We start from the raw sequence: 12918 nt of genomic DNA, 5'->3' as shown, positions 1-12918 counted from the left end.
GCCGAAAAAGGACGCGCAGCCCGCCTGCATGGCGGACATTCCGGCCGTATTCCGTAGCCCGGATGGAGCGCAAGGCCAGAAGGCACGTCATTCCGGGGCGCGCGAAAGCGCGAACCCGGAATCTGGAGATTGTTGCGCGAGATTCCGGGTTCGCCTCTTCGAGGCGCCCGGAACGACAATCAAGCCGCCCGCATGTTGTTGAGGAACGCGTCGATCTCCCCGCGCAGCATGTCGGCCTCGCGGCGCAGCGCATCCGATGCACTGAGCACCTCGGTGGCCGCAGCGCCGGCCTCGGCCGAAGCCGTGGAGACGCCGACGATGTTGCTGGAGACCTCGCTGGTACCCCCCGCAGCGTGCTGGATGTTGCGGGCGATCTCGCGGGTCGCGGCACCCTGCTCCTCGACCGCAGCTGCGATCGTCGTGGTGACGTCGTTGATCTCACCGATGATCCGGCCGATGCCCTGGATGGCGCCGACGGCGGAGGTCGTGACCTGCTGCATGCTGACGATCTGGGTGCGGATCTCTTCCGTCGCCTTCGCGGTCTGGCTGGCGAGGCTCTTCACCTCGGACGCGACCACCGCGAAGCCGCGGCCGGCTTCGCCAGCGCGCGCTGCCTCGATGGTGGCATTGAGTGCGAGCAGATTGGTCTGCGACGCAATCGTCTGGATCAGGTCGACCACGACGCTGATGCGGCTTGCGCTGTCGGCAAGGCTCTGCACCGTGGTGTCGGTGGCGCCGGCCTCGTCGACCGCCTTCTTGGCGATCGCAGCCGAGGTGACGACCTGCTTGCTGATCTCCTCGATCGACGAAGACAGCTGCTCGGTGCCCGACGACACGGTCTGCACGTTGACCGAGGTCTCCTCCGCGGCGGAGGCAACCGCGTTCACCAGCGCGTTGGACTGGTCAGCGGTGGTCGACATGCTCTGCGCCGTTGCCTGCATCGAATTGGCCGATTGCGCGAGATTGTCGAGCGCGGCGCGCACCGTGCCCTCGAACTCCGCGATCTTCGCCTCCATGTGTGCGGCGCGCTCGGCCTTGACGACGCGATCCTTGTCCTGCTCGCCCGCAAGTGAGCGGGCTTCGATCATGCTGTCGCGGAACACCGTCAGGGTCTCCTTCATCGCGCCGATCTCGTCGTCCTGACGGGAGCGGACGATTTCGGTGTCGAGGTCACCGGCGGAGAGCAGCTGCATCGCGCGCTGGAGCTCACGGATGCGGCGCAGGATGTTGCGGCCGACATAGAGCCAGACGAACAGCGCCGAGCCGATCAGCGTCAGTCCGCCCAGCGCCAGCATTGCGGTGGTGGCGAGCGAGATCTCCTGGCGAGCCCCGAAGGTCGAGGCGTTGGTCTCCTTCTGCACGCCGTCGACGAGCGCCTGCACGCTGATGCCGAGACCGACATTGAGCTTGCGGGTCTCGTCCAGGATGGTCTGGCCGTAATCGATCGAATCGAGCTCCTTCTGGCGGATCTTGAACACGCCGGTCTTGCCTTCGCCGAAGGTGAACAGCTTCTCCACGGCGCCGCGCACCGCCTGCATCGAGGGAATGTTCGGGAGGTCCTCGAGGTTGGACTTGACGCGGTCGCGGGTGGTCTTGAATTCCTTCTCGATCGCTTCGAGCGTGTCGCTGCTGTTGGCCGAGAGTGCCGCCATCATGTCGGCGGCCATCAGATTGCCGTTGGCGGAGATGGTCGAGACCTGGGCGACAGTGCGCGCGGCCTCGGTGGCGTCATCGGCCGACACTTCCGCCGAACCGAGGATCGCGTTCAGGCGCGTCTGGGTATCCAGCATCGCGGGGCCGGCGGCGCCGACGAAGGCGACCTGGGCCTTGCGCAGCGCTTCATACTGCTTCTCGTGCAGTGCGCCGGTGTCGAGCCGTTCGCGCGCCGCCGAGACGAGGCTTTGCGTGGCGTCATCGATGCTCTTGGCGGTGTCGCGGAGCGCAGTCGCAGTCTGCTGGTCTGCGCCGAGCTCGATGATCTCGCCGAGCTTGGCCATCGCTTGCTGCTGGATGTCCTTCACGTTCTTGGTGCGATCGTTCAGCGCGTCGTCGGTGGGCGATGCGAGCAGGCCGGGGCCCTGTGCTGCGAGCGTCGCGCTCTGCGAGGCGAGCTGAAGGCTGGCGGCGAGGCGCGGGATATCGCGGCCACTCAAATCCATCATGGTCGAGCCGAGATGGTTGAACACGAAGCCGGCGCCGGCTGCGATCACGAGGCCCATGCCCGCGATCACGGCGAAGGCCGCGATCAGGCTGCCACGCAATCCCCATTTCGGCATTTTGAAGCGCGGCTTGAAACGGCCCAAGCTCAGACGGATTGCCATCGAAAAATCCCCCACACCCGTGATCTCTTATTTTCGCTGCGCAGTATCCGCGGCGCGGGTTAAAAAATCGCAAGTTGCACAAATGCTTGGCAGTTCCGCAGAGCGAAAAATGAAAGGGCCGGCAGCGATGCCGGCCCTTGATCTCGATCAGCGTTTTTCAGGCGCGATCAGTAGCGTGCGGCGACCGGGGTTGCCCAGTTGAAGCGGTAGTTAACGCCGGCCTTGAAGGTGTGGTCGTCGGTGGTGAAGTTGCCGGTGCCGACGAGCGGACCCGCGGTGAAGTGCGCGTCGCCGAAATTGTAATACTGGTACTCGGCCTTGGCCGACCAGCTCGGTGCGAACATGTATTCGAGACCGGCGCCGACGGTGTAGCCGTTGCTGTGATCGCCAGAGATGATGAAGCCGGTCGGCACGCCGCCAACGGTCACCTTCTCATTGTTGTCGGAATAGGCGTAGCCGCCCTTCACGTAGACCAGGCCCGGGCCCCAGGTGTAGCCGACGCGGCCGGTGATCGAACCGAGGCCGCGCTGGTTATTGGTGTAGGCCACGCCGCCCGGGAACACCGCGCCGACATTGCCGGAGAGCCAGGAATACTGGGCTTCGGCGCCGACCACGAAGTTCGGGTTGACCTGCCAGTCCGCACCGGCCTGCAGACCGCCGAGGAAACGGCCGTTGCCGTTGTTGCCGGTGGAGAGGCCGTTGAAGTTATTGTCGCTGGAGAACGCACCGCCGAGATGCGCACCGATGTAGAAGCCGGTCCAGTTGTAGATCGGCGCGGCATAGGCCGGCGCCTTGTTGTAATAGGGGCGGGCGCCGAGATCGGCACCGATCGCCGGCGCAGCCGCACCCACCACGAGCAGCGCAACGGTCGCAAACAGAATCTTCTTCATAGTCTTGAACTCCAACACTTCAGGTCCCCGGCAGGCGCGCAGTCCGCGCCGCGTTGGTTTTGCACATAGCTCGCTTTTGATGAAAATGCTGTCACATGCGTGGCACAGCAGTGCCCAACCTAACTTATTGGGCTGCAAATGATTTTCGTGCTTAATGGCGGCTTAAGAAGTGGTGAAGGAAGGCTTAATTCGCGCAGTTTGCGGTAACCTGCGCGCGCATCTTGTTAACCAAGACGCCGCCGCACCTCGTCACGCATCTGCGCGCGGAACGCCGCGCGCTTCGCGGGGCGGTCCTCCACGCGCACGTCGTGGCGATCGAAGATGTCGAACTTCTCCAGGATCGCATAGCGCTCGCTTGCCATCGCCAGCACACGCAGCACCTTGGTCGCGGCCGGCGTCGGTCCGCTCACCTCCCAGCGCCGGATGGTGTCGGCGCCGCCCTGCTCCGGCAGCGCGCACAATTTCGCCATGTCGGCCGCGGTGAGCTTCCGCTCGATGGCGTCTGAGAGGTCGTTGCGGAGTTGCTTCAGCTCGGGGCCGGTCATGTCACTCGTGTCCAGAAAAGTCAGTGCCATGCCCTAGCGCTGATTCGGGTCGATCCGAAGGCGCGTATCGCGCGGCGCCAGTCCTTGCGGCGCCAGCCTCCGGCACTTTTCACGTGCGCACGGAGTTATGAATGCGTCCCTCTGGAAAATCGTCCGCGACATGAACAGATGGCAAAATGGGCCCTGACGACGAAGGGATCGGCCATGACAAGTATCAAATTCGCCATCGCGGCGTTCGTCACCATCGGGCTGGTGGCGGCGCCTTTTGCAGCCGAAGCGAAGAAGCACAGATCCAGCAGCCACCACAGCACGAGCGTGCTGGCTCCAACCTATGGCAGTCCGGGCGTGACCGCGGCCCAGCCGAGGCCGTCATACGGGTCGTCGGGTCAGACGGTCGGCACAGTCACGGCGCCATCGATCGGAACTTACAGTTGGCCGTCGGTCGGCGTCACCAACGCGGTCCCGACCTGGAGCAATACCAATCCCAAATGAGGCTGCCTGCCATCATCGCTGACGCCGAGTGCCATTGCGCCCGCGCCGGTTCCAATCAGAAACTTGCCAACGGGATCGGCGCTTCACGATCCGTTAAAGATTCTCTCCTTAGAATTGTTTCTGATCAGAAAACATCTTTTGATTGAATTGCGCATCGACGCTCCGGCGCAACAAGGAAGGCCACCACAGTGGCCGCCGTGGCTCGTCCGTCCCGGACGTTCTCCGGCAGAACAAGACGGGAAGTCAGATGCCGGTGCCGGCCTACAATCTCGGATTGAGGTTTGAAGAGATCGTTAAGACCTCGCCTTCGGCCCCTGCGTTGTTGTGCGAGGGGCGGATTTACGAGTTCCAGACTCTCAATATCATGGCCAATCGTCTCGCGCGCTGGCTGGGTGGCCGCGGCGTCGAAGCTGGCCAAGTCGTCTGCATCGAATTGCCGAAGATGGTCGAAGCCTATGCGCTGGCGCTGGCCTGCCTCAAGATTGGTGCGCCCTACGCTTTCCTCGATACCGCAGCGCCCGCCGAGCGGGCCCGACGGATGCTTGGCCGATGCGCGCCGGTGCTGATCGTCAGCACGCGCGAGGGCGACGGCACGCGGGTGGTGATCGGCGATGAGCCGGCGCGTGCGAGGCTGCATGAAGAGCTGGCAGGCTTTGCAAGCGACGACATGCCGGAGACCAGGGCCATTACCGGCGCCGATCCTGCCTATGTGATGTTCACATCGGGATCGACCGGCGAACCCAAAGGTGCCGTCATCCCGCATCAGGGCGTGCTGCACCTGGCGGACTGGGCTCGATCCGATCTGCATATCGGGCCAGGCGAGCGCCTCACCAACGTCAATCCGATCTATTTCGACAATTCGGTGCTCGACATTTATGCGGGCCTTCTCAACGGCGCGGCGATTGTCGCGCTCGATGCTCTCAAGGGACGACGGCCCGCCGATCTGGTCGAGGAGATCACGAGGGCAGGCTGCACCTTCTTCTTCGCGGTGCCGACCCTCTTCATGTATCTCGATTCCATGAACCTGCTGACGCCCGACCGGCTACCGGGCGTCAAGCGCTTCATGTTCGGTGGCGAAGGCTTTCCGCTCGCGCGGCTGCGCCGCTTCTTCACGGCCTTTGCCGGCAAGGCACAGCTCGTCAACTGCTACGGCCCGACCGAGACGAGCTGCATCTGTAGTGGCTTCGAGATCACCGCGGATGTGTTCGAGACTGCAGACGGGCTGCCGCCGCTGGGCCGGCTGAATCCCAATTTCAGCTACCGCATCCTTGATGACGAGTTGAAGGTCGTGGCGCCCGGCGACGTCGGCGAGCTGTGGCTCGGCGGGCCCTGTGTCGGGCTCGGCTACATCAACAATGCCGAGGAGACTGCGCGCCGGTTTCGCCAGGATCCAGTCACCGGCGGCCATCGCGCCGTGCTGTACCGCACCGGCGATCTCGTCGAATCCGACGCGCGCACCGGTGTGCTGCGCTTTCGTGGCCGCGCCGACAACCAGGTGAAGTTGAACGGCTACCGCATCGAGCTCGAGGAGATTGATCACGCCATCGCCTCCCATCCGGACGTTACGCGCGCATTGACGGTGGTGTTTCGGGACGGAGCCGGCCCAGGGCGTCTCGTCGCGGCGTATTCAGGCGCAGACTTGCCTGAGGCCGATCTGCTCGCTCATTGCAAGGCGCGGCTTCCTGGCTACATGGTTCCTTCCCGCTTCGTCCGGCTCGAAGCCATGCCGACCAACGCGAACGGCAAGGCCGACCGGCGCGCCGTCGCCGAGTTGCTCGGGCCCGGTCATGCCCTCGCCAAGGCGTCCTGATCGGTTGGCATCCAGTGACCCAACCCATCGTCACAGAGGGCGCAGCGGCGCCAAGTCGCTTGCAACGCACAAGCCGCTTGCAACGCAAATGGCTGTCGCCGCGCGTCGTACCCGCGATCGACCAGGACCCCGCTATCCGCGCGCTGGCGCAGACTTGGCCGGGCCGGATCCTGCTCGTCGCCGTCTTCGCTGCATTGCTTGCTCTTCTCGGCTTCGATCCTCTGGTCGGGCTGCCGGCCGCAGCCTGCGCTTATGCAGGCGGTTATCGTTGGCAGGTCATTCCCGCGGCCACCCTGCTGATGCTCTGCCGCGCGGGCTTTCTCGTCGACACTGAACTGGTTGCACGCGTTGCGAGCCAGGAGAGGATTGCCGGCGTCGATCAAACATGGCTTGCGGCCGGCATGATCGCCGTCGTCGTCGTTGCCTGTACGGGCCTCCTCAAGGCCTATCGCCATCTCGTCAAGCTCACGCCGTTTCGCTGGCCGGCGCTGTTCCTCAGCGCAGGCTTCGTCGGTCTGGTGCTGGTCGCGGAGACGCCGATCGCGGCGGGAATGCCGCGGTTGCTGCTCTGGTCGTTCCTCGCGACCCTTTTGCCCTATATCTGGTTTCTCGCTTATGCCCTGAACGAGGCCGCGGCGGTCAGTCCGCCCGCGGTGGCGCTGCAGCTGGGCGTGTTCTATCCGTTCTGGGGATCGACGCTGACGCCGTTCGGCAAGAGCGTATCCTACCTGCGCAAGTTCGAGGCCCGCAATGCCGAAGAGCTCGCAGTCACGCAGCTCAAGGCTCTGAAGCTCCTCGTCTGGGTCTTGCTGCTTCTCGCCTGCCTGAGCGCACTCAAGACTGTCGTTCACACCCAACTCGGAGTGCCCGAGTTCGACCAGGCGTTCCTGAATTTTCTGTCAGGGGCAAGCTTTCCGCGCGTCCTCTGCTATGCGAGCCTGCTCGACAATTTCGCCGAGGACGTTTTGAGCATCTCCATCTGGAGCGGCATCATCGTCGCTTGTGCGCGCCTGGCGGGCTTCGGGTTGTTGCGCAACACGTACCGTCCGTTGCAGGCGACGACGCTCATCGAGTTCTGGAACCGCTACTATTTCTATTACAAGGAACTGTTGGTCGACCACTTCTTCTATCCGACCTTCCTCCGGTACTTCAGGACCCATCGGAAGCTGCGGATGTTCTTTGCGACCTTCGCAGCGGCCTGTCTCGGCAATCTGCTGTTTCATTTCATCCGGGACATCAGGCTCGTCGCGGAGATGGGGCTTTCGAACGCCCTGGCCGGCGAGGCCTCGCACGCGGTCTACACGTTGCTTCTGGCGACCGGCCTCGGGCTGTCGCAATTGCGGACCCGCACGGCACGAGCGCAGCAGGGATGGCTGCGCGGCCGCGCGCTGCCCTGCGCCGGCGTCGTCCTCTTCTTCTGCGCACTGCACGTGTTCGACGCACCATTGGACCGCCAGCATTCGATCCTGCAGCGTGGTCAGTTCTTCCTCTACCTCCTGGGAGTCAATGCATGAGTAACGACGTACGCTCGCGGATGCGCGGCTATATCCGGCAGCGGCTGGACATGAAGGGCGACACGAGCCCGCTGCGCGACGACGATTTGCTGTTCTCCAGCGGCCGACTCGATTCGCTGGACGCGGTCGAGATCGTGATGACGATCGAGATCGACCACGGCATCAACTTCGCGGACATCAATTTCGATCTGACACGCCTGGATTCGATCGACGCGATAGCCGATCTGATCGAACGGCACGCCGTGTCGGTCTGACAAGAGATAGAGGAAGGCCGCTCGGCCCACGCGAGACAAGGGCGGCTTCTGCCGCCTTCAGCGCGCAACGGCCGCAAGGCCCGAGAGGAGATAGAGCGCGACCAGCAATGTCGCAACCGACAGCATCGTCGTGATCGAGACCGTGGCCGCAACCAGCTTCTCCTCGACCTTGTGCTCGTGCGCCAGCACGTAAACGGTTTTCGCCGTCGGCACGGCCGCGCAGATCACGGCGGCGACGGTGTAGAGCGGATTGAGGCCTGTCATCACGCAGAGGCCGTAGACGATCAGCGGCATCACCGCCAGCTTCACGGCCGCGAGTGCGAACGATGTCCCGAGACTGGAGCGCAGGCTTTCGACCGAAAGGCCGAGCCCGATGGCAAACAGCGCGCACGGCGTGAGCGCCGCGGCGATCATGTTCAGATAGGTCGCGACGGCGGCCGGAATCGGCAGGCCCGTGGTCGCCCAGACGAGGCCGATGAGCGTCGACAGCACCATCGGATTGAGCAGGATCTGCTTTGCGAGCCCGCCGACATGCGCGGTGCCGCGCGCGCCCCGTTCCAGCAGGATGACCGTGATCGGAAACATCACGGCCGCGACGAACACTGTTGCCACCGCGGCAGGCAGGACGGCGGGCTGGCCGTAAATCGCATGCAGGATCGGCAGCGCCACGAAACCCGTATTGGTCATTGCCGCCGCCATGCCCTGGATCGTGCCGCTGGCGAGATCGCTTTGGCCGCCGGCACGGACCGCCAGGAAGACCAGTGCGAAGCAGATCAGGGAGCCGCCACCGAAGGCGAGCAAGAAACGCCATTCCAGGAGATTGCGTGCGGGCTCCTGCGCGATCGTGACGATCAGCAGCGCCGGCATCGCGACATTGTAGGCGAAATGCACCAGCGCGTCGGCGAGCGAGCGCGAGAGATAGCCCGACGCCCCGGCGAGCCATCCGGTGACGATGATCGCGAATACGGGAAGAACGAGGCTGGCGACCTCCATCCGGCGTCCCCTCTGTCGAGCAACTTCGCCACTCTAGCTCGGCGAGGAATGCTCGTCACGGTTCAGCCGGATCGTCCCTGAGGGGCGGCCCTGCGGCGTTAAATTCCCCGGCCGTCCTGCTGGCCGATCACGCAGCGCCAGGCCGCCAGGCGTTCGGCCGGATGCTGGTTCATCCATTCGGCGAGCTGCGGCGCGCCCATCAGGCAGGACTGAACCGAGACCTGCGCAAAGTCGGAGCTGGTAACGAGTTGCTCATGGCAATTGGACGGAGAAGCGAGGCTGCAAAGCACGGCAATGATCTTGATCATGCGAGGTTGCCCCTGTCGCTCTGCCGCGCAGCAACTCCGCTCGACTGCTCGCCCGCCGAATCTGCCGGCGGAAAAATGCTATCGTAGATCGCGCGCGCTTCCTGGATGAGGCGAAGACGCTCGCGCTCGGACTTCGAAACAAACTGAATGATCTGGCCCATTTCGGTCTCCAATAGGTGTCCAATCCATCATCAGATGATGGAAATCATTTCATTCGGATGTGGGGCGCCGGCTTCATCGTTGCAGCCGGGCAGTCGGTCACATCAGATAAAATGCCCGTGACCGATCTGTTCCTAAGCGGATCGGGATACCGGACGGAACTGCGCCTCACGCGGTCGGCGCACGTTCCCTTTGCCCCGGCACCGCGGCCAGCAGCTCGCGCGTATAGGCGTGCTCCGGCGCGGCGAACAGCTGTGCCGTCGGCTTCAGCTCGACGATGCCGCCGCGCTGCATCACCGCGATGCGGTCGCAGATTTGCGCGGCCACGCGCAGATCGTGGGTGATGAACAGCATCGAGAGGCCGAGGCGCGCCTTGAGATCTTCGAGCAGTTTGAGCACCTGCGTCTGCACCGAGACGTCGAGCGCCGAGACGGCTTCGTCGGCGACGATGATCTCGGGCTCGAGCGCGAGCGCCCGCGCAATGCCGATGCGCTGGCGCTGACCGCCGGAGAATTCATGCGGATAGCGTTCGAGTGCGCCGGCATCGAGGCCCACCATCTTGAGGAGATTTCGGGCACGGTCGAACGCGACTTTCGGATCGAGGCCGGATGCGATCGGGCCGTCGGCGATGATGTGGCCGATCTTGCGCCGCGGATTGAGCGAGGCGAACGGATCCTGAAAGATCATCTGGATGCGATGGCGTTCAGCGCGGAGTGCCTTGCCGGAAAGTGAGCTGAGGTCGGTGTCGCCGATCCGAACCGTGCCGCGATCGGCCTCGATCAGCCGCATCACGAGCCGCGCGACCGACGATTTGCCGGAACCGGATTCGCCGACCAGGCCCAGCGTCTCGCCCTTGAGGATGTTGAAGTTGACCGCGCGCGCAGCATCGACGCGGCGGTCTTCGCGAAACCAGCCGCCCGAGGTGACGTAAGTCTTGTCCAGGCCGATCACCTCGACGGCTTTGGCCCGATCGTCGAGCGGCGCGCGCGCCGGCGGATGCATCGACGGCACGGCGGCAAGCAGCGCCTTGGTGTAGTCGTGCTGCGGATTGTCAAACACAGTCGCGGCGGGGCCTTCCTCGACCACCTTGCCATGGCGGAGCACCACGACCTGATCGGCAATATCTGCAACGACGCCGAAGTCGTGGGTGATGAACATCACCGCCATGTTGCGGTTGCGTTGGAGGTTGCGGATCAGTTTGAGGATCTGCGCCTGCGTGGTGACATCGAGCGCGGTGGTCGGCTCGTCCGCGACCAGAACGGCGGGTTCGAGCGCGAGCGCCATTGCGATCATGGCGCGCTGCCGCTGGCCGCCGGAGAGCTGGTGCGGATAGGCACGCACGATGCGCTCGGGGTCGGGCAGGCCGACCTCGCGCGCCAGCGACAGCGCCTTGGCGCGTCGCTCCCTGGGCGTCAGCAGGTCGTGGGCCTCGAACATCTCGGCCATCTGGTCGCCGATGCGCATCAACGGATTGAGCGCGGTCATCGGCTCCTGGAAAATCATTGCGAGACGGCGGCCGCGCAGGTCGCGCCAGCCGTTGTCATCGAGCTCGAGCAGGTCGCGGCCTTCGAACTGGATCTCGCCTGAGGCAATGGACACCGTGTCCGGCAGCAGGCCCATCAGTGCGTGCGCGCACATCGACTTGCCGGAGCCGGATTCGCCGACCACGCAGACGATCTTGCCGGGCCGCAAGTCCAGCGACACACCGTCGACGGCGAAGGGCCGTTCGGCGCCTTTGGGCAGGGCAATCCTGAGGTTCTTGATCGAGACGGCGGGTGGGGCGGTCATCGTCAGCGTCCCTCCCGCGAGAGCCGCGGATTGAGCGCGTCGTTGAGGCCTTCGCCGATCAGGTTGAGGCCGAGCACCGAGATCAGGATGGCGACGCCGGGAAAGACGGTGATCCACCAGGCCTGGCGGATCACGGTGCGGCCGGCGCCGACCATGTAGCCCCAGGAGATTATATTGGGATCGCCGAGGCCAAGGAAGGATAGTGAAGACTCCAACAGGATCGCGGTCGCCACCATCAGCGAGGCCAGCACGATCACCGGCGACAGCGCATTGGGCAGGATCTCGCGCAGGATGATCCAGCTGTGGGACTGCCCCGTGACCACGGCGGCCTGGACGTATTCGCGCGTGCGCAGCGACAGCACCTCGCCGCGGACGAGGCGCGCGACCGGCGGCCAGCTCACCACGGCGATCGAGGCGACGATCGAGTAGATCGACGGCTGCAGGATCGCGACCAGCACGATCGCGAGCGCGAAGCTCGGAATGGTCTGGAAGAACTCGGTGAAGCGCATCAGCGCGTCGTCGACCTTGCCGCCGAAATAGCCGGCCATGGCGCCGATGGGAACGCCGACGACGAGTGCAACCAGCGTCGAGACGAGGCCGACAAGGAGCGAGACGCGTGCGCCAAAAATCATGCCGGCGAACACGTCGCGGCCGAGCGCATCGGTGCCGAGCGGCACTGTGGAGAGCGTGAAGGGCGGCAGGAACGGCCGCTGCACCATGCGCCAGGGTGAGTTCGGGAACAGGAACGGTCCGAACACCGCGACCGAGATCGCGAGCAGGAGGATGATCAGCCCGATCACCCCGCTCGGGCTTTTGAGCATCGATGTCCAGAATTGTTTCATGCGGCGAATTCGATGCGCGGGTCGACCAGGCGATAGACGAGGTCGGTGATGAGGTTGAAGATCAGCACCATGACCGAACAGGTCACGAACACGCCGAGCAGCAGATTGTAGTCGCGCTGAAGCAACGCGTCGTACATCAGCCGTCCGATGCCGGGCCATGCGAACACGGTCTCGGTGATGACGGCGCCGCCGATCAGCGTGCCGGCATGGACGCCGGCGAGCGTCACCACGGGCAGCAGCGCGTTGCGCAGCACGTGGCGGCGCTGGATCAATGCGTCGGAAAGGCCCTTGGCGCGCGCGGTCTTGACGAAGTCGAGCCGCTTCACCTCCAGCATCGAGGCGCGCGTCATCCTTGTGTAGGTAGCCATGAAGAACAGGCCGAGCGTCATCGCCGGCATGATCAGGTGCTTGGCGACGTCGACAATATGGGCAAAGCCCGTGAGATTGGCGCCGACCGTCTCGTAGCCAAAACTCGGGAGCCAATCGAACGTGACCGAGAACAGCAGGATGCCCATCAGCGCCACCCAGAAGATCGGCATGGCGTAGAAGATCAATGCGAAGATCGTAATGCCGGTGTCGAGGAAGGTCCCGGCGAACCGGGCGGCGAAGGTGCCGAAGAGGACACCGAGGACCAGCGAGATCGCGAAAGCGGTCAGCGTCAATAGCAGCGTCGCCGGCAGCCGTTCCGCGATCAGCTTCGCGACCGGCGCCTGCTGGCGGAAGGAGAAGCCGAGGTCGAGGGTCGCGATGCCCTTGACGTAAATCAACAGTTGCTCGGGCAGCGGCTTGTCGAGGCCGAATTTTTCCCGGAGCTGCTGCACGAAGACCTGGTCGCTGGCGCCGGCCTCGCCCGCCATCACGACCGCGGGGTCGCCGGGTGCCAGCCGGATCAGGAAGAAATTGAGGACGATGATCGCAAGCAGGACTATCACGCCCTTGAGGACACGCTGAGCGACGAAGGAGAGCATTTAGATTTGCATGCCAGTTGATTGAGGTAGTCTC

At 64.3% G+C, this 12918-nt stretch carries 13 protein-coding genes; 4 read left to right on the top strand and 9 right to left on the bottom strand.

Features of this window, described 5'->3' with window-relative positions:
• Positions 1–179 precede the first annotated feature (179 nt).
• From XH91_RS32205 to XH91_RS32195, 3 genes are all read right to left on the bottom strand, one after another.
• Positions 180–2321 carry a methyl-accepting chemotaxis protein gene (locus XH91_RS32205; RefSeq protein WP_128954334.1) on the bottom strand — a complete coding sequence of 714 codons (2142 nt, stop codon included), beginning with the start codon at positions 2319–2321 and terminating at the stop codon, positions 180–182.
• A 167-nt stretch (positions 2322–2488) separates the two neighbouring features.
• Positions 2489–3211, bottom strand: a complete 723-nt coding sequence (locus tag XH91_RS32200; RefSeq protein WP_128954333.1) for an outer membrane protein — start codon at positions 3209–3211, stop codon at positions 2489–2491.
• Between the two features lie 224 nt (positions 3212–3435).
• Positions 3436–3756 carry a hypothetical protein gene (locus XH91_RS32195; RefSeq protein WP_128954332.1) on the bottom strand — a complete coding sequence of 107 codons (321 nt, stop codon included), beginning with the start codon at positions 3754–3756 and terminating at the stop codon, positions 3436–3438.
• 204 nt (positions 3757–3960) lie between these two features.
• On the opposite strand from XH91_RS32195, the gene XH91_RS32190 reads away from it, so the two are divergent.
• The 4 genes from XH91_RS32190 (at position 3961) to XH91_RS32175 (ending at position 7826) form a co-directional block, all read left to right on the top strand.
• Positions 3961–4248: a hypothetical protein gene (locus tag XH91_RS32190; protein WP_128954331.1), complete on the top strand. Its 288-nt coding sequence runs from the start codon at positions 3961–3963 to the stop codon at positions 4246–4248.
• A gap of 247 nt (positions 4249–4495) precedes the next feature.
• Positions 4496–6058: an amino acid adenylation domain-containing protein gene (locus tag XH91_RS32185; protein ID WP_245477254.1), complete on the top strand. Its 1563-nt coding sequence runs from the start codon at positions 4496–4498 to the stop codon at positions 6056–6058.
• A gap of 77 nt (positions 6059–6135) precedes the next feature.
• A complete protein-coding gene (locus tag XH91_RS32180) occupies positions 6136–7572 on the top strand; it encodes a hypothetical protein (protein ID WP_245477253.1) in 1437 nt (478 codons plus the stop codon).
• A complete protein-coding gene (locus XH91_RS32175; RefSeq protein ID WP_128954330.1) occupies positions 7569–7826 on the top strand; it encodes an acyl carrier protein in 258 nt (85 codons plus the stop codon). Before XH91_RS32180 ends, XH91_RS32175 begins: the two co-directional genes overlap by 4 nt.
• 57 nt (positions 7827–7883) lie before the next feature.
• Here XH91_RS32175 and XH91_RS32170 read toward each other — a convergent pair whose 3' ends face one another.
• The 6 genes from XH91_RS32170 to XH91_RS32150 all read right to left on the bottom strand — a co-directional run bounded on the left by XH91_RS32170 (position 7884) and on the right by XH91_RS32150 (position 12884).
• Positions 7884–8819, bottom strand: a complete 936-nt coding sequence (locus tag XH91_RS32170) for an AEC family transporter (protein WP_128954329.1) — start codon at positions 8817–8819, stop codon at positions 7884–7886.
• Positions 8820–8917: 98 nt separating this feature from the next.
• Positions 8918–9127 carry a hypothetical protein gene (locus tag XH91_RS32165; protein ID WP_128954328.1) on the bottom strand — a complete coding sequence of 70 codons (210 nt, stop codon included), beginning with the start codon at positions 9125–9127 and terminating at the stop codon, positions 8918–8920.
• The gene (locus XH91_RS39120) at positions 9124–9288 is read right to left on the bottom strand and encodes a hypothetical protein (protein WP_164933529.1); all 165 of its coding nucleotides are present in this window, start codon (positions 9286–9288) and stop codon (positions 9124–9126) included. Before XH91_RS39120 ends, XH91_RS32165 begins: the two co-directional genes overlap by 4 nt.
• 166 nt (positions 9289–9454) lie before the next feature.
• A complete protein-coding gene (locus XH91_RS32160) occupies positions 9455–11074 on the bottom strand; it encodes an ABC transporter ATP-binding protein (RefSeq protein ID WP_164933528.1) in 1620 nt (539 codons plus the stop codon).
• Positions 11075–11076: 2 nt separating this feature from the next.
• Positions 11077–11916, bottom strand: a complete 840-nt coding sequence (locus tag XH91_RS32155) for an ABC transporter permease (RefSeq protein WP_128954326.1) — start codon at positions 11914–11916, stop codon at positions 11077–11079.
• Positions 11913–12884: an ABC transporter permease gene (locus XH91_RS32150; RefSeq protein WP_128954325.1), complete on the bottom strand. Its 972-nt coding sequence runs from the start codon at positions 12882–12884 to the stop codon at positions 11913–11915. The genes XH91_RS32155 and XH91_RS32150 overlap by 4 nt, the downstream gene beginning before the upstream one ends.
• Positions 12885–12918 lie beyond the last annotated feature (34 nt).

The organism is Bradyrhizobium guangzhouense (assembly GCF_004114955.1).
Lineage (GTDB): Bacteria > Pseudomonadota > Alphaproteobacteria > Rhizobiales > Xanthobacteraceae > Bradyrhizobium > Bradyrhizobium guangzhouense.
This window is presented reverse-complemented; position numbering and strand designations above follow the sequence as displayed.

Coding starts and splice junctions, on each gene's coding strand:
- XH91_RS32150 (WP_128954325.1), bottom strand. CDS start 12,884: ATGCTCTCCTTCGTCGCTCAGCGTGTCCTCAAGGGCGTGATAGTCCTG.
- XH91_RS32160 (WP_164933528.1), bottom strand. CDS start 11,074: ATGACCGCCCCACCCGCCGTCTCGATCAAGAACCTCAGGATTGCCCTG.
- XH91_RS39120 (WP_164933529.1), bottom strand. CDS start 9,288: ATGGGCCAGATCATTCAGTTTGTTTCGAAGTCCGAGCGCGAGCGTCTT.
- XH91_RS32195 (WP_128954332.1), bottom strand. CDS start 3,756: ATGACCGGCCCCGAGCTGAAGCAACTCCGCAACGACCTCTCAGACGCC.
- XH91_RS32165 (WP_128954328.1), bottom strand. CDS start 9,127: ATGATCAAGATCATTGCCGTGCTTTGCAGCCTCGCTTCTCCGTCCAAT.
- XH91_RS32200 (WP_128954333.1), bottom strand. CDS start 3,211: ATGAAGAAGATTCTGTTTGCGACCGTTGCGCTGCTCGTGGTGGGTGCG.
- XH91_RS32175 (WP_128954330.1), top strand. CDS start 7,569: ATGAGTAACGACGTACGCTCGCGGATGCGCGGCTATATCCGGCAGCGG.
- XH91_RS32205 (WP_128954334.1), bottom strand. CDS start 2,321: ATGGCAATCCGTCTGAGCTTGGGCCGTTTCAAGCCGCGCTTCAAAATG.
- XH91_RS32185 (WP_245477254.1), top strand. CDS start 4,496: ATGCCGGTGCCGGCCTACAATCTCGGATTGAGGTTTGAAGAGATCGTT.
- XH91_RS32155 (WP_128954326.1), bottom strand. CDS start 11,916: ATGAAACAATTCTGGACATCGATGCTCAAAAGCCCGAGCGGGGTGATC.
- XH91_RS32190 (WP_128954331.1), top strand. CDS start 3,961: ATGACAAGTATCAAATTCGCCATCGCGGCGTTCGTCACCATCGGGCTG.
- XH91_RS32170 (WP_128954329.1), bottom strand. CDS start 8,819: ATGGAGGTCGCCAGCCTCGTTCTTCCCGTATTCGCGATCATCGTCACC.